This window comes from Pseudomonas laurylsulfativorans (genome assembly GCF_002906155.1).
GTDB lineage: Bacteria > Pseudomonadota > Gammaproteobacteria > Pseudomonadales > Pseudomonadaceae > Aquipseudomonas > Aquipseudomonas laurylsulfativorans.
The window spans coordinates 37,834-53,777 of sequence record NZ_MUJK01000021.1 but is presented as its reverse complement, the minus strand read 5'-3'; the positions used below and the strand labels follow the sequence as shown (position 1 = coordinate 53,777).

General features: G+C 57.9%; 14 protein-coding genes and 1 pseudogene. 6 read left to right on the top strand and 9 right to left on the bottom strand.

Annotation, left to right across the window (positions count from 1 at the left end):
• Positions 1–186: 186 nt before the first annotated feature.
• The 3 genes from B0D71_RS30805 to B0D71_RS30795 form a co-directional block, all read right to left on the bottom strand.
• Entirely contained in the window at positions 187–495 is a 309-nt protein-coding gene (locus B0D71_RS30805; protein ID WP_205886079.1) for a DUF6124 family protein, read from the bottom strand.
• Between the two features lie 472 nt (positions 496–967).
• Positions 968–2,359, bottom strand: coding sequence for an FAD-dependent oxidoreductase (locus tag B0D71_RS30800; protein WP_420825156.1), 1,392 nt, complete (start codon positions 2,357–2,359; stop codon positions 968–970).
• Between the two features lie 46 nt (positions 2,360–2,405).
• Positions 2,406–2,756 carry a RidA family protein gene (locus tag B0D71_RS30795; protein ID WP_103398026.1) on the bottom strand — a complete coding sequence of 117 codons (351 nt, stop codon included), beginning with the start codon at positions 2,754–2,756 and terminating at the stop codon, positions 2,406–2,408.
• Positions 2,757–2,900: 144 nt separating this feature from the next.
• Between B0D71_RS30795 and B0D71_RS30790 the strand changes: the two genes are divergently transcribed.
• Entirely contained in the window at positions 2,901–3,776 is an 876-nt protein-coding gene (locus B0D71_RS30790) for a LysR substrate-binding domain-containing protein (protein WP_103398025.1), read from the top strand.
• Between the two features lie 694 nt (positions 3,777–4,470).
• On the opposite strand, the gene merR is transcribed toward B0D71_RS30790, so the two are convergent.
• Positions 4,471–4,866, bottom strand: coding sequence for an Hg(II)-responsive transcriptional regulator (gene merR, locus B0D71_RS30785; protein WP_103398024.1), 396 nt, complete (start codon positions 4,864–4,866; stop codon positions 4,471–4,473).
• A 165-nt stretch (positions 4,867–5,031) separates the two neighbouring features.
• Here merR and B0D71_RS30775 point away from each other — a divergent pair, with 165 nt between their 5' ends.
• Positions 5,032–5,250 (top strand): GDCCVxC domain-containing (seleno)protein, encoded by a 219-nt coding sequence (locus B0D71_RS30775; RefSeq protein WP_103398023.1) that lies wholly within the window; start codon positions 5,032–5,034, stop codon positions 5,248–5,250.
• Positions 5,251–5,544: 294 nt separating this feature from the next.
• Here the strand turns inward: B0D71_RS30775 and B0D71_RS30765 are convergent, their stop codons facing one another.
• Positions 5,545–6,318, bottom strand: a complete 774-nt coding sequence (locus tag B0D71_RS30765) for a ParA family protein (protein ID WP_103398021.1) — start codon at positions 6,316–6,318, stop codon at positions 5,545–5,547.
• Positions 6,319–6,496: 178 nt separating this feature from the next.
• Between B0D71_RS30765 and B0D71_RS30760 the strand changes: the two genes are divergently transcribed.
• A complete protein-coding gene (locus B0D71_RS30760) occupies positions 6,497–6,766 on the top strand; it encodes a hypothetical protein (RefSeq protein WP_103398020.1) in 270 nt (89 codons plus the stop codon).
• Positions 6,767–6,974: 208 nt separating this feature from the next.
• Here the strand turns inward: B0D71_RS30760 and B0D71_RS30755 are convergent, their stop codons facing one another.
• Positions 6,975–7,523, bottom strand: coding sequence for an AAA family ATPase (locus B0D71_RS30755; protein ID WP_103398019.1), 549 nt, complete (start codon positions 7,521–7,523; stop codon positions 6,975–6,977).
• Between the two features lie 16 nt (positions 7,524–7,539).
• Positions 7,540–8,415 (bottom strand): annotated as a pseudogene (tnpC, locus tag B0D71_RS30750) (IS66 family transposase); the annotation flags it as partial.
• On the opposite strand from tnpC, the gene msuE reads away from it, so the two are divergent.
• A complete protein-coding gene (gene msuE, locus B0D71_RS30745; RefSeq protein ID WP_103398029.1) occupies positions 8,389–8,949 on the top strand; it encodes an FMN reductase in 561 nt (186 codons plus the stop codon). The pseudogene tnpC and the gene msuE overlap by 27 nt on opposite strands.
• Positions 8,950–9,325: 376 nt before the next feature.
• Here the strand turns inward: msuE and B0D71_RS30735 are convergent, their stop codons facing one another.
• Both B0D71_RS30735 and B0D71_RS30730 read right to left on the bottom strand, forming a co-directional pair.
• On the bottom strand, positions 9,326–11,836 hold the full coding sequence (locus tag B0D71_RS30735) for a putative bifunctional diguanylate cyclase/phosphodiesterase (protein WP_103398018.1): 2,511 nt from the start codon (positions 11,834–11,836) through the stop codon (positions 9,326–9,328).
• 659 nt (positions 11,837–12,495) lie between these two features.
• Complete coding sequence (locus tag B0D71_RS30730; RefSeq protein WP_240635746.1) at positions 12,496–13,446, bottom strand: LysR family transcriptional regulator; 951 nt, start codon at positions 13,444–13,446, stop codon at positions 12,496–12,498.
• 407 nt (positions 13,447–13,853) lie between these two features.
• Between B0D71_RS30730 and B0D71_RS30725 the strand changes: the two genes are divergently transcribed.
• Positions 13,854–14,183, top strand: a complete 330-nt coding sequence (locus B0D71_RS30725) for a DUF485 domain-containing protein (protein ID WP_103398016.1) — start codon at positions 13,854–13,856, stop codon at positions 14,181–14,183.
• Entirely contained in the window at positions 14,180–15,829 is a 1,650-nt protein-coding gene (locus tag B0D71_RS30720; RefSeq protein WP_103398015.1) for a cation acetate symporter, read from the top strand. Before B0D71_RS30725 ends, B0D71_RS30720 begins: the two co-directional genes overlap by 4 nt.
• Positions 15,830–15,944: the final 115 nt, after the last annotated feature.

The window sequence follows — 15,944 nt, the reverse complement described above, 5'->3', positions numbered from 1 at the left end:
GGAATGTTTTCCGAGGTCGATGGCGGCAATAGCTACGTTGTTCATGGCAATGATCTCCGATGAGCCCTCTGTGAAAGCTTAGTGGGCGATCACAGGGGGCAGCGGGGGGGGGTAGCCATTTCATTAGGTGTTGCGTTATCTGCCTTTCCCGGGATTGCGTGAAGAACCCAAAAATGCCCTCGCCCGCTACTGCGGATCTACCTGATCCAGCACTCGGTTCACCGACAACTCTGCCAAGGCAATCATCTGTTGAATCCCCAGCGCCAAATTGCATTTTGGGCCAGAAAGGATAAACGCCAGTTCACTGGCCATGACACTGGCTGAAGCAAGGGTTTCACAGGCGTGAACCAGAAGGGTTTCATTGTTGACGTTGGGGGCGATGGTGAAGATTGGGCTTGGACGTCGCGTGGCCGCTGCAGGCTTGCGGGATGAGGGTTCGGAATCGGAGTCGATCTGACCGTCCGTTTCAGGGGGATTCGGAGTTGGTTTTATCACTGTGAAGCTCCTATGAAGTGAGCCTCTCCCCATCCGCTACCACGCAAAATAGGGAGACGGCTGTACACAGGGTGGTAGACCGGTCATAGGAACCCGGCAGGCCGAAGCCTCCCATGCACAGCCGCCACAAAGCAGCCAGCACAAAAAAACGCCCTGAGGCGTTCTGGGTCTATGAAGAAACCGGGCTACCACACCCGTTCGCTGAATTGGCAGCGACGGGACGAAGGTTAGCGAGATGGGTTTTGAAGTGCAACTCGATTACTCAAAGAGTTGCTTCACGAGCGCTTGCTGGTCGCCCGGGGAGGACTATGTAGTGCTCTTCTGTGGGAGCGAGCCTGCTCGCGATGGTCGTCAACGATAACGTGTGTGAACTGGATAAACGCGCTGCACTTGAGTCCATCGCCGGCAAGCCGGCTCCTACAGTTTCCCGGTAATCTGTGATGAACCAACGTTTCGCTGGGTGATCGAGGCGTTATCCCTTGTCCGCCTTGCCAGCAGCCGCGGCGAATTTTGCCAGACGCACGTCCAGTCGACGTGGCCGTTGGTTGTGGTCTTCGGCTTGCTCCTTGCGGCGAACGGCGTTGCGCACCATCAGTGAGCCCAGGTAACGAATGGGCTCCGGTGGGAAATGGCCGAGCGGGCCTTGCAACAGTGGCGAGCGTGTCCAGGGGTTGTCCAGGCCCAAGACCAGCGATGACAGGATCTGTCCTCCCATATGACAGGGACCGACGCCGCTGCCGGAATAGCCGAAACCATAGTAGATATTGCCCCTTGCGCCCATACGACCGAAGAAAGGCAGCCCGGTGACCGAGCGATCGGACGGGCCGTTCCAAGTGGCGGCAATGCCGACATCGGCAAACTCCGGAAAGAACTCTGTCAGGGTGTTACGCAACAACCCTGCGTAAGGCGAAGGTTGGTCGAATACCGGCAGAATGCGTCCGCCGTAGGCAAAGGTGTTGCCACCTTTGCCGAGCATGATCCGGCCGTCCGGAGTGTTGTGGTAGTAGTGCACGAAGATCCGCGAGTCGAGTACGGTGACCCCGCTGGTCAGGCCGATTCGCTCGAGCAGATCAGGTCGCGGTTCAGTGATGATCATGTCGCTGGAGACGATGGCCACTGAACGCTCGAATGCTGGAAAAGACCGCGCCATCCAGGCGTTGATCGCCAGCACCACGTGATTGGCGACCACTTGCCCGCCGGGCGTCTTGATGGTGGCCGGCAGCCCTTGTTCCAGGCCGGTCATCGGTGAGCCTTCAAAGATTCGCACACCAAGTTCCAGCGCGACCCGACGCAGACCGCGAACCAGCTTGCCCGGCTGCACACTGGCAGCTGCTGGCGAAAACCAGCCTTCAATGTGCCGGGTCGAACCCGCCATACGCTGCACATCAGCTAGCGCGTATTTGGAGAAAGAGTTGATGCCATTGCGCTCCAATGCCGCTATCACCCCGTCGGTCGAACCCACTTGGGCGCGGTTAGTCGCAGTGTAGAGCGTGCCATCGAGACGGTAGTCAGCATCCACCGCGTACTTTTCGCAAAAGTCGCCGATGGCGTAAATGCTCTGCTCCGATTCCTTGACCAGGCGTACCGCCTCTTCCACGCCGAACAAGCGCTCCAGGGTGAAGTACTTGGCCGACCAGGACAGCGCGCAGCCGCCGTTGCGCCCACTGGCGCCGGCACCGCAAATGTCGGCTTCGACGATGACCACGTCCAGTTCGGGGTTCTGTTCCTTGATCATGATCGCGGTCCACAAACCTGTGTAACCGCCACCAACGATGCAGACATCGGCGCGGGTGTCCTGCTGCAGTGGCGGGCAAGGCGTGGCGGGTTGGTTTTTCAGGGCTTGGTCGAGCCAGTAGGGTCGCATGGGGGTCATCTCCGTTGATCGGTTCGGGTCAAGAGTCAGGACGTCATCAGGCGCACGCGGCGACCACAATCATTTCCACGCGCCAACCGGGATCGATCAACTGCGCGAGAGTGCAGGCACGCGTGGGGGCATGGCCTGCGGGAAAAAACTCATCCCAGACCCTGTTCAGCCCTTCATAGTCTTCGCGATGGGCCAGCAAGATGCGCACCGATAGCACCCGAGTACGGTCGCTGCCGGCACTGAGCAAAAGCTGCTCGATACCTGCGAGCACCTCATGGGTCTGCGCCTCGATATCGCCACTGAGGTCGCTGGCAACCTGGCCACCGATGTAGAGGTGGTTGTCGTACCGGACCATGTCCGAACGGCGTTTTATCGCGGCGAAACGTTCAATTTCCATAGAGCACTCCAGGTCAATGCCAGCGGCGCCGCTGTTCAGACAGCGGTCAGGGGACTTGCGAAAACCATGCTTGCAGTTCATCTTTCATAAATAAAATCGATTTATCGAATGCATGAATAAGCCAAATCTATAGCAAGGTCCCCAATGGCGATTTCCCATACGCAACTCAAGGCATTCCACGCCGTGGCCATGAATGGCAGCTTCACCCGCGCAGCCGAGCAGCTCTGCCTGTCCCAGCCAGCGGTGTCCGACCAGGTGCGCAAGCTCGAGGATTACTACGGCGTGATGGTGTTCTATCGCGACAAGCGTCTGGTGCGCCTGACGGAAGTGGGCGAGCGATTGTTCGGCCTGACCCAACGACTGTTCGATATCAGCGTCGATGCCCACGACATGCTGATGGACTATCGAACCCTGTCGACCGGGACCCTGAACCTCGCCGTGGATGCGCCGGTGCACGTACTGCCCTATGTCGCTCGCTTCTGCAGTCGTTACCCCGGTGTCGACGTGAAGATTGAAACAGCCAATACCGATGAGGTCCTGCAGCGGTTGTTCGGGCACCAGGCAGACATTGCCCTGCTGGGGCGGCACATCGAAGACGACCGTCTGCTGACGCTACACCTGCGCAGTGACCCCATGCTCGCCTTCGTCGCCCATGACCATCCCTGGGCTCAACGAACCTCCATTTGCCTGGCTGATCTGGACAACATACCGCTGATCTTGCGCGAACAAGGCTCGGTCACCCGGCTATCCCTCGAAGAGGAGATGGCAGCGGCAGGCCTGCGCATTCGCAAGGCGATCGAAGTGGAGGGACGTGAGGCAGCACGCGAAGCCGTGGCGATCGGTATGGGCGTCGGTGTGGTCTCGGCGGCCGAGTTGGGCTCTGATTCCCGGCTTCGCGGATTGCCGATCAGCGACTGCCAGCGGTGCTTTACCGAGACCTTGGTGTGCCTACGGGCGCAGAGCTCGCGGCGAATCCTGACGACCTTTTTCGAAATCGTTCGAGAAGGGTTGGTTGAGTGAAGCCTGTCGTTCAATCTCGACTCAACGATATTCTTGAATTGGATTCCTGGTGTGGAGTGTCCGTTAGCTAAGGTGGGTAGTTCGGAAAACCACCCACATTTGATTCAAGTAAAGCGATGCCTTCATTTGGGTACAAACGCCCTTGGCAGCGCCGCATTCGCATCCGAAACGTAAGCGTTTGCCAGCATGTCTCATGGTGCCTGCGTAGCCTGTAGCAGTACCGAGACGGGTGACTTAGTAGTGATAGCTCAAATACAGTTGCCAGGCGGAAAATGTATCGTCACCCAGCGTTTGCTTTGCTGCCGCATTGGGTTTAACCCCGTTGTAGGAAAGCGACGCATAAATACTTGCAGCGTCCAGTCCACATATAGACTGCTTGCATGCAGAGCAATTAACGCCACTTGCAGCAACCAAAATTTTAATTATGTTTAAATCGCCCCACATCTTGTGCGATCACGCATCGACATCAGGACAGAGAGAAGAATAAAAAGTAGACCGATGTCCGTACATACAGCTATCGGGGTAGGTCGTTACTGACCGGTCACGATAGCCTGACGGGGCGTGGAAAATCGGGACACCCTCCAATTGTTTAGACAGCGCCGTGATACTCGAAGTGACATGTAGAACATGTCATTCCCAGTATCCTCAACACGCTCTGAAGTGATTTAGGCGGGCTGGTGTCAAAGCTATGCATTCACTCCCCGTTCAGCGCATCGATGATAGGGCAAGTGGCTCCGCCGCCTGCATCGCATTGCCCCACCAGTCTGCCCAGCACCTGCTGCATGGCTGCAAGGTCGGCCATCTTTTGCTCGATCAGGGCCAGTTTGCGCACGGCCAGTGCTCGAGTTTCGCGACAGGTGCAGGACGCATCAAGTGTCAGCAGTGCGCCCACCTCATCCAGCGTAAACCCCAACGCCTGCGCCCTCTTGATGAAGCGCAACCGTTTGACCTGCTCCGGTAGATAGCAGCGATAACCGCTGAGCGGCTTTGGCGGCTCATCCAGCAAGCCGCGTCGCTGGTAATAGCGAATAGTCTCGATATTCACCCCGGCAGCTTGCGCCAACTTGCCGATACTCAGCCCTGTCGCCATCACACGCCCCTTGATTCTGTACCCGGGTACGGAGTGTAGAGTGACTCTAGGTTAGATCGATTCAATGGAGAAAACGATGGCCCAACAGATCGGCGGATCCTGAGGCGTTGACCAAGGCGACGACGAATGCGGGTTATCCCTCCACCGTGCACAAATGAGGCAACCATGAGCGCCGTCATCCTCCAGTCCGTGTTGACCTGCCCGCAATGCGGCTTCGCCAAGCAGGAGGCCATGCCCACGGATGCCTGCCAGTTCTTCTACGAGTGTGGCAGTTGCAAAACCCTGCTACGCCCGACCCCCGGTGACTGCTGTGTGTTCTGTTCGTTTGGCACGGTAAAGTGCCCGCCGTTTCAGGAGCAGCGCGAATGCTGCAGTACGGCTTGAGCTGTGTTTATTCGGTTTGTCAGGCGCCCCTGAAGCGCCTCAAACCGTGGTTATGGGAGGTCAGTATCATGTGGAGTCACTCCCTGATGCTCGTGGTTGTCTACTTGACTATCACCCTCTGCATCGGCTGGTTGTATACCCTTGCTCTCCTGTATTGGCTTTAATCCGATAGGTGACGATCGCTTGAATCCACAGCCAATTGCGGCCATTGCTCGCTTTGAAGAAACCGCGAAATACTCGCCATCGCGCGCTACCCCATCGCCAGTTGCTGAAACTTCACCATTGCTTTTGCAATCAACTGGCCCGCTCCAAAGCGGAAAACAGGCTGACGAATTCCAATGAAAGCTTATGGCGCGGTGCCAGGTGGATCATGGGCACCGACGTCTCATGGGACTCACGCATTTTGACCGTGCTACTCAAGTAATCCGGCAACACCGGCAAGCCTTCGGCCACCAATTCGTCGATCAGCATCTGGTGCAAGCTGGCACGCGCCACAAACTGGTTGACCACCACGCCTTCCACGATCAACGACTCATTATGGTCAGCTTGCAACTCGGCCACTTGCGCGATGACGCTGTAGAGCGCCTGACGAGAAAAGCTGTCGCAATCGAACGGAATCAGCACGCGGTCGGCGGCGATGAGTGCGCTGAACGTGTAGAAATTCAGGGACGGCGGCGTATCGATGTAAATGCGCTCGTAATCTTCGGACAGCTCCACCAACAAGCGGCGAAGCTTATTGATCTTGAATTTGGACTCAAGCTTTGACTGCAGGTCCGCGAGCTCGCGGCTTGCCGTGACCAGATGCAGATTGTCGTAGCGAGTATCGGTGATGGCCACCCGATTCTTCTTGCTGGCCGGGCCACTGGACAAGGTTTGCTTGAAGAAATCGGCGATCCCCATGGGGATGTCATCGCCTGTCAGTCCGGTCAGGTATTGGGTCGAGTTAGCCTGGGGATCGAGATCCACCAGGAGCGTCCTGTAGCCTTCGGCAGCACTGACAGCCGCGAGATTGCAGGCGATGCTTGATTTGCCAACGCCCCCTTTTTGATTGAACACAGCTCGACGCATGAGAGAGGCAACCTGAGAAAAACTTCTCTCGATCATAGGACTGAAACATTTCAGTAATATTTCTACGCGACAATTTTGTTTCATTTTTAAGACAGCTGCCGCCCTACCTGACTGCGTCACCCGACATGCAGTTAACAAGAGGTGTGTCTGTACTCACGGCAATACAAGGAGGTCGACGATGCAATGCTCACCGGATGAAATACGCCACCAGATCCTGGACGCCGAACCCCTGTTGAAACGACTCGATATCGAGATGCAAGGGATTGAGTTTGATCCGCTGGTGCCTTCAAGCGTCAACGCGGCCTACGCCAAGGTAGATCGGGTGATTGAGCATCTGTTGGCCCGGTTCAAGGCAAACCCCATCCTTGGGCCGTTAACGACAGAGCTGAAGTCCCAGTATTTTGATGGGATTCGCGTGAAGGTAGCGCATGCCAGGAATGGCCAATAGCCTGGAACTTCGTCGGCAGCGACCGGTTGAATCCTCAGTCGTTAGCTGCCCCCGGCAACCCGGCTTGACCGGCCCAGTTCCGGACGGCCCGGGCGAACTGGCGCAGAGCAATCGGCGGTCGGCCGGGTAGTACGGACAAAGCCCTGAATAATTCGAATTCCATTGTGGTAGCAGGTTGATCAGCCGTAAGCGGATAGCCAACACACGTTCACATGACCGACGGTGTGTGGTTCAGCCCGTCGACGGCATCCAGTATTTGCCGTACCCGATCTGTAACGGACATGTCCCCCTCAAGCTTTAAGACAGCACAAGTAAGCACAGACAGCCATTCCTGATGCCGGGCCAAGCTCCGTCCAGGGACGCCTCCCTCATCATACTGAGCTGCCCAAGCCAGAAACTCCGGCTTTGCTTGACCGAAGCGTTTTGCCTCTCGACGTTTTAGTCTCTCTAACCTGAGTTCAACAGGAAGATAAAGGAACACCACAAGATCAAATTCATTCTCAAGCGGTTGACCCCAGCCCATTACTGATCCGGCAACCACGGCACGGCCATGAGCGCGCATTTCTTGTAGCAAGCGCTCTCCTCGCTGCGTTTTGTCTGCCAGATGCTGATATGGCGGGTTACTCGGCAGCCACAAAAAATCATCTGCTTCCAGGTGAGTTGTGCTCAGTTCCTTTGCTAAAGCATCCGCTAAGGTCGTGGTGCCGGAACCTGCCGCGCCTGTGATCAAGATGTAACGTGCCGTCTCTTTTGTCATTTCGCTTTCAGCCACTCTAAAACGAGTTTGCCATCTCCGATAAATTAACAGTGCCCCACTGATGCGGCAGCAGTCGAGCGATTTCACTCGCCCGCTGCGTTGGCAGGCGAGTAAGAACGTCCTTCAGGTACGCATACGGATCATGCCCATTCATCCGCGCAGACTGGATCAAGCTCATGATTGCTGCCGCCCGTTTGCCGCTGCGTAGCGATCCGGCGAACAACCAGTTGGAGCGCCCAAGTGCCCACGGCCTGATCTGGTTTTCGACTTGGTTGTTGCCAATGGTCACAGCCCCGTCGTCCAGGTAGCGCGTCAGCGCTACCCAGCGTTTAAGGCTGTAATCCAGGGCTTTGGCTGTTACCGATCCGTTGGGCACCAGATCACGCTGGGCCAACATCCAGTCATGCAGCATTTTGATTATCGGTGCTGCCTTTTCCTGGCGTATTCGCCAACGATCCTCATTGTTCATGTCTCGTGCCAGGCGTTCAACTTCGTACAAGCCGCCAATCGAGCGCAGCGCCTGTTCGGCCAACTGGCTTTTGTTTGCCACGTGCAGATCGAAAAACTTCCGGCGTGCGTGAGCCATGCAGCCAATCTCGGTCATGCCTTTCTCAAAACCGGCTTTGTAGCCTGCAAAATCGTCGCACACCAGCTTGCCATTCTAAGAGCCGAGGAAGTTACGCGCATGCTCACCGGCACGGCTTGGACTGAAGCCGTAAACCACGGCCTTGAGCGCCGAAAACGGCGTGGTGCTGTAGGCCCAAACATACGCGCGGTGAGTTTTCTTCTCACCCGGCGCCAACATTTGAACCGGGGTCTCATCGGCGTGGATCACGCCCTCGGACAGCACCGCTTCGCGCAGCGCATCGACCAAAGGCTGAAGCTGCACGCCGTATCCGGCGGTGCCTACCGCCCTTCGCGTACCCAGGTACTCAGCCAGGCCATTCTCGACGAGGTCGCAAACCGTCTGAATATTGTTGGCCGGGTAATCGAGCTTGCCGATCTCGCCCGCGACGTGGGTGGCGCCCTCAGCCGCAAAGAGCTGCCGGGCGAAGTCGAGGCCCAGCTGCAAGCCATCGAAAACGCCGATCTGCTGATTGTCGCTTCGCCGGTCTATCGCGGCGCCTATCCGGGCCAGCTCAAGCACCTGTTCGACCTGATCGACCAGGACGCCCTGATCGACACGCCGGTGCTGCTCGCCGCTACAGGCGGCAGCCCTCGTCACGCGCTGGTGATCGATCACCAGCTACGACCACTGTTCAGCTTCTTCCAATCGCTGACCCTGCCACTGGGCGTGTACGCCAGTGAGTCCGACTTCAGCAATTACCGCATCAGTTGCGACTTGCTCCAGGCTCGCATCGGCCTGGCCGTAGAGCGCGCCCTGCCGTTTTTCAGCAGCCACCAACGCTTGCGCCAGAGCGCCTGAGGAGCAGGAAGTGGATGTGGCGGGACAAGGTCCGCTCCGACAGGCCGAAATCGGACGCGAGTGTGCTGACGCTGATGGTCGCCGGTAGCGAGGCTTCAATGTGAGCCGTCAAAGGTGCGATCAATTCGTTGCCCTGAGCCATCATTGCCGGAACCATAAAGGACGATTGCAGTTGCCGACCATCGATCAGGAGCGCGTCAGCCACTGCGATGCCGGGGATGATCCAGCAAGAGCGGCCATCCGCGTTGATCGCCAAGGGCTGGACAGCAATCTGCAAAGGCAATTGCGGGTGCGAGCCACCTTTGAGTCAACCTCTCATCGTCCGCATTGGGTTGAATCCACAGCCAAAAGCGGACGTTCCCAGGCACCTACGAAGTTATGGCGATTTCGTCTTGGTCCGTGGGAAATCAGTGCTCGCCACTAATCTTTCGTGAACATACCCCTCAAATTGTTCGGCTGGCAGTGGCGGGGAAAACAGGAAGCCCTGGAAGGTCTGGCAGCCATGCTTGACCAGAAAGGTGCGCTGAGCTTCTGTCTCCACACCTTCTGCAATCACCGAAAGCCCCAATATCTGGCTCAGGCTCACAATCGCGCAGGCGATGGCGGCGTCGCTGGGATCAACCAGCACATCTCTGATGAAGGACTGGTCGATCTTGAGTTGATCCAGCGGAAGGCTCTTGAGGTATGACAGTGACGAGTAGCCGGTTCCGAAGTCATCCAGCGAAAGGCCTATGCCGATCTCTTTCAACTCGATCATTTTGGCGACAGTACTTTCCATATCCTCTACCAGCAGGCCTTCGGTCAGTTCCAGTTTCAATTTCTTCGGATCGGCCCCCGTGTATTTCAGTACTTGCAGTACCTCCTCGACGAAGTCCGGATGGTGAAACTGGCGGGCGCTGACATTCACAGCCATACCCAGTCGGGCGGTTTCCGAACGCTTTGCCCAGGCAACCAGCTGAGTGCAGGCTGCCTGCAGCGCCCAACGGCCTATCGGCAGAATCAACCCCGTTTCCTCTGCCAATGGAATGAACTCGCCTGGAAACACGACTCCGCGCTCAGGATTCTGCCATCTCATCAGTGCCTCTGCGCCAATGATACGGCCCTCACTATTCACCTGCGGCTGGTAATGAAGAAGGAATTCGTTGTCCTGCAAGCCTTGGCGCAAGTCTACTTCCAGTCTGGCGCGTGCCGTGGCAACCGCCTGCATTTCCGGATCGAAGAAGCGCATGGTATTGCGGCCCGCCGCCTTGGCGCGATACATCGCCAGGTCAGCGCGCTTCATAATATCGTCCACTGTGCTCAGCTGCCCCTGGAACAGCGCAATGCCGAGGCTGGGGGTGCTGTGGTGCTCATATCCATCCAACTGGTAGGAAATGTTCAGAGAGTTGAGAATCTTTTCGCCAATAGCCTTGGCCTGGATAGCTGCTTCTGGAGGATTCTCATTAAGGCCATCCAGCAGGACGACGAATTCGTCTCCGCCCAGGCGAGCCACGGTGTCGCTCTCGTGTATGCAGCCGCAAAGGCGCAGAGCAACTTGCTGCAGCAACATGTCGCCTCTGTCATGCCCCAGCGTGTCGTTCAGTGCCTTGAAGTTATCCAGATCAATGAGAATTATCGCGCTCGTATGCAGGCTACGGGAGCTGCCCGCCAGCAGATGCTGTAACCGGTCCAACATGAGCCGCCTGTTGGCCAGCCCGGTCAACTGATCGTAGAAGGCCAAACGCTGGACCTCTTGCTCAGCGGTCTTACGGTGGGTGATGTCAGTATTGATCGACAGAACGGATTGCGGCTGGCCATCATCGTCTCGCACCAGGGTTCGATGACTTTCGAGCGTGATGGTGCAGCCATCCCGACGTCGAAGTGTAACTTCGTCCGCCCAGTCACCCGTTTCTATCAGGCTGTTAGTGGCCGCATTGAAAGCGGCGCTACCCTGGTAGATCAACTCCTGTGCCGATTTGCCGAGTGCCTCTTCCTTCGACAGACCGTAGAGACGCTCGGCACTTCTGTTCCAGTACAGGATGCGGTTATCCATCCCGTGAACGACAATGGCATCCTGGGCCTTGTCCAGCAGCGATGCTTGCTGGCGGGCCTGCTTCTCGCTTTCGCGCAGCACTGCCAGATAACCTTCCCTTTCGGCTGCTTGCGACTCCATTTCGCGCCTGATCTTGCCCCCGTAGATAACGGCCGCACTGACCATCAGTAGCACGAACACCATGATCGCGTATTCGACCCGGCGCAGTTCTTCGACCGACTCAAGCTCCTCCTCCAGGAGCTTGCTTTGAATCAGGCCAACGCGATCGCGCACGGTACTGAGTGAGGCGAGCAACAGGGCAAACTTCCTGTCCATCGTTGCCATGCGTTTGCCGGCAATTTCCGACTGCCCCTCCCTGAAGTAGGAAAAGATCAGCAAGGCCTCGTTCACCATTTCGACCATCGCGGCATCAACTGCACCCACCTCATCCTTCAATGCAAGGGTAAAGGCTTGTATATCCGCACTGTGTTCAGCCTCGTTGGCGATCCGTACTTCCAACTGTTTTTTGGCCATTGCCAAATGCTCGTTGAAGGCGCGCAAGGCCTCATTCATGTTCCGCGATTCGGCTTCAACATTATGTGTATCGAACACATTATTGCCCGGCGCATTGACTGTGGAAGCCAGGCTGCCCAGCGTTGAATAGTTCGACAGCTGTTGGACCCACGACTGGTTTGCCTTGATGGAGCGGTGATAGGTATCGACGATCAGGTGATTCAATAGCACGCTCAGCACAACCACCAGCACGTCGAATCCCGCAAGAAAAAAGTACATGCGGTGCCATTTGGTCGAGCGCGGATTATTTGAACTGGTGGGTATGGCTTGCTTTGCGGCGCTTTTATTCCTGAAAGAATCCATTTCACAATCTCCAGACATAATCCTTCTAAATTGACCAATAAAAGCGGTACGCGGAAACCAATTAACCTTTTGTGCCGACACCCGAACCTGAGAACACACCGCACGTAGTATTAGCCAATTTTTTGCTCTGTTCTGGATTCACGCTGGTTTTCGTGAGCGAAGCTCCCGAGACAAGCGATAGCTACCGAAGCTATACGTCTTAAGCGTCACGCCAACCAAATATTCGACACTAAGCAATGCATTGGGCGATGCTAACTTCATGGTGAAATTTTTTAGTCTCGGAAGCAGTCTCTTAACATTCCGGTGATAAAACGAAATCATTTTCATTGGTTGTGTTTGACATCATCGTTTCAGGTAACGATTCTCCTCGCTCTCCATTGTAGAACTGAACGTCAGCAAGCACTTTTGCCAGATGTCTGTTTCTTTCAATTTCCTCAGCCTCGTTCTGCGCCTCTGGCGAGCGTGCAGACCTTGGCCAGCGTGTCTGGGGTGAGCATATCCCCGTTTTCGCAGTGCCCAGCCGCACCGTAGCGAAAGTCGATTCGATCCTGGGTGATCCCAACAGATCCAGTCCAAACCCTGCGCCTGCAGGTGCAGGGTTTGCTCCATGTCTTCCCGAGTGTCGTTGCGGATTTACGTCTGGCGGCACAACTCGCCCCTCAGGGTGACGGCAGATAGCCCATCACGTGCGACTCGCCCATCAGCAACGGACGATTCAGTTCCGCGCAGGCGCGCAGATACTCGGCCACCAGGGTGACCCGCTTCAGCTTGCGCAGATCTTCGCTGTAGTACATCCAGAACTGTCGCGTGACCTCCACTTCATCCGGCAGCACTTCGCACAAGCGGGGATCGGGGCCAGCAAGGAAGCAAGGCAGGATGGCCAGCGCCCGCCCTTCCAGGGCTGCGTGGTAATGGGCCACCACGCTGGTGCTGCGCAGGCGGCTGTTGGCGCCGGGCATCAGGTCGTTCAGGTAGAGCAGCTTGAAGCTGAAGGCCAGGTCCTCGACATAGGTCACGAACGGGTGGCCGGCCAGGTCCTCGCGACAGCCGATCGGCGGATGATTGGCAAGGTACTCCGGCGTCGCATACAGGCGCAGGCGGTAGTCGCACAATCGCGAGCACACATAGGGACCGCGCTCGGGCCTTTCCAGGGTGATGGCGATGTCCGCCTCGCGCCGTGACAGGTTGATGAAGTGCGGGACCGGCAAAATGTCCGCCGAGATGTTCGGGTAGTGCTCAAGGAAGTGGCTCATCTGCGCAGTGATGAAACAGGTCCCGAAGGCTTCGGTACAGCCGATGCGCAGATGCCCGGCGAGTCCCCCGGTGGTGCCGAAAACCTGCTCGCAGGCTACCAGCAGCGTACTTTCCAGGGATTCGGTGTGCCCGACCAGACGCTGCCCCTCCACGGTCAGGACAAAACCGGAGGTTCGCGACTTCTCGAACAGCAGGGCACCCAGACACTGCTCCAGTGCGCGGATACGCCGCGACACCGTGGTGTAGTCCACCCCGAGGCGGCGGGCCGCACCACTGGCGGTGCGAGCACGGGCAACTTCGAGGAAGAAACGCAAGTCGTCCCAGTTCAGTGGGTTCTTCGTTGTGCATTTTTGCATATCCATCGAGCTTTTCCGCCAATACATAAGGGAAATATGCCCTTATATACTCGCATCTCACCCAAATTGACCAGCGTCGTTTTCGGGCCAGGAAAGCCCCCTCCCAATAATAAATATCGAGGGCTGACAGCATGAGCGCATGGATAAACGCCGGCCTGCACGCCGGACAAAAACAGCTGCGGAACAACGTAATCGCGACCACGATTTTCGCCCGCCGTCGGCACGCTGCGCAGCGGCACCGCGCCGCCCTCCCACACCGCCCCCTCGCCACCGGAAGGTCATCCGGGCGGCAGTAACTCCAGCACATCTGCATTCAGGTGGCGTCCCGCATCGGGTCGCCGCCCGGGTACCCGTACGCCCCTTAAAAGGCCGAACAACAAAAACAACTAGAAAAACGGAGCCTCACCATGACGACTGACCATCCGAACCACGCCCAGACCTGTGCACGGGTCAGGGCCAACCCCAAGTTCCAGCGCCTCGCACGCCAGCGTGCACTGCTGGCCTGGACACTGAGCGGCGCGGTCCTGGCAATCTATTACAGCTTCATCATGGTGGTGGCTTTCGCTCCTGCCTGGCTGCACCTGCCGCTGTACGACGGCAGCCACCTCAGCCTCGGCATGCCCATCGGCGTGACGATCATCCTGTTGTCCTGGCTACTCACCGCCTGGTACGTGCACAGCGCCAACACCCGCTTCGACGTGCTCAGCTCGCAGATCCTCCAGGAGTCCCGCGCATGAAACGCCTGTCCGCCCTTCTTGCTCTCAGCCCAGTGCTGGCCCACGCCGAGCCCATCATTGCGCAGAAGCAACCGCTCAACCTGCACGCCATCGGCATGTTTTTCGTCTTCGTCCTCGCCACCCTGCTGATCACCTGGTGGGCGGCGCGGCGCACCCGCTCAGCCGCCGATTTCTACAGCGCTGGCGGCGGTATCACCGGCTTCCAGAATGGCCTGGCCATCGCCGGTGACTACATGTCGGCGGCAACCCTGCTGGGCCTGTCGAGCCTGGTATTCGCCAAGGGTTACGACGGCTTCGTCTACATCATTGGCTTCTTCGTCGGCTGGCCTATCGTCACCTTCCTGATGGCCGAGCGCTTGCGCAACCTGGGGCGCTACACCTTCGCCGACATTGTCTCCTACCGCCTTGATCAAACCCGCGTACGCAGCTTCGCCGCCCTCGGATCGCTGACCGTGGTGTGCTGCTATCTGGTGGTGCAAATGGTCGGTGCCGGTCAACTGATCAAACTGTTGTTCGGTCTTGATTACCGCACGGCGGTGGTGGTGGTCGGACTGTTGATGCTGGTCTACGTGATCTTCGGCGGCATGCTCGCCACCACATGGGTACAGATCACCAAGGCAGTCCTGCTCCTGGCGGGCGGCACCACCCTGGTGCTGATGGCCCTGAGTCGTTTCGACTTCAGCTTCGAGAACCTGGCCGCCCAGGCTGTGGCCGTGCATGCCAGCGGCGTGCAGATCATGGGCCCGGGCACCTTGCTGGCCGACCCGATCAACGCGGTGTCCTTGTCCCTCGGCTTGGTCTTCGGCATTGCCGGCCTGCCGCACATCCTGATGCGCTTCTTCACGGTGCCCAATGCCAAGGAGGCGCGTAAATCGGTGCTGTTCGCCACGGTGTTCATCGGTTTCTTCTTCCTCGTGGTCTGCGTCCTGGGCTATACCGCCATCGTCATCGTCGGCACGGACCCCCAGTACTACGTCGATGGCAAGCTCGGCGGGGCCATGATTGGCGGCGGCAACATGGTGGCCATGCACCTGGCCAAGGCGGTGGGCGGCAACCTGTTTCTCGGTTTCCTCTCTGCCGTGGCTTTCGCCACCATCCTCGCGGTAGTAGCCGGCCTGGCCCTGGCCGGTGCCTCGGCCATCTCCCATGACCTCTACGCGTCGGTATTGAAGAAGGGTTGCGCCGACGAGAAACAGGAAATGCGCGTGTCGCGCATCGCCACCATCTGCCTGGGTATCGTTGCAATTGCCCTCGGCATTCTGTTCGAGGGCCAGAACATCGCCTTCCTGGTCGGCCTGACGTTCGGCATCGCCGCCTCGGCGAATTTCCCGGTACTGATCATGGCCATGTACTGGGGTGGCCTGACCACCCGCGGCGCCCTCTACGGCGGCCTGACCGGTCTGTTCAGCGCCCTGGCCCTGGTGATCGGCTCGCCGTCGGTATGGGTCGGTGTACTGGGTCATGCCCAGGCACTCTTCCCTTACGACCAGCCGGCGCTGTTCTCCATGCCACTGGCCTTCCTGGTCATAGTGGTCGCTTCCAGGCTTGACCGCAGCGAACGCGCTGACCGCGAGCGCGCCGCCTATGCCGATCAGTTCGTCCGTGCCCAGACCGGCCTTGGAGCTGCCATGGCCAGCAGTCACTGACGCCGCTTTTTCCGGGGTTCAAGCCCCGAGCGCGAGCCCGCTCCTTTGCTTCGCGCTTTTTTATGCCCGCCCTGCGCCGTTCGGCGCAGGACACCCCAAAAGTGCCCTTCCCTCG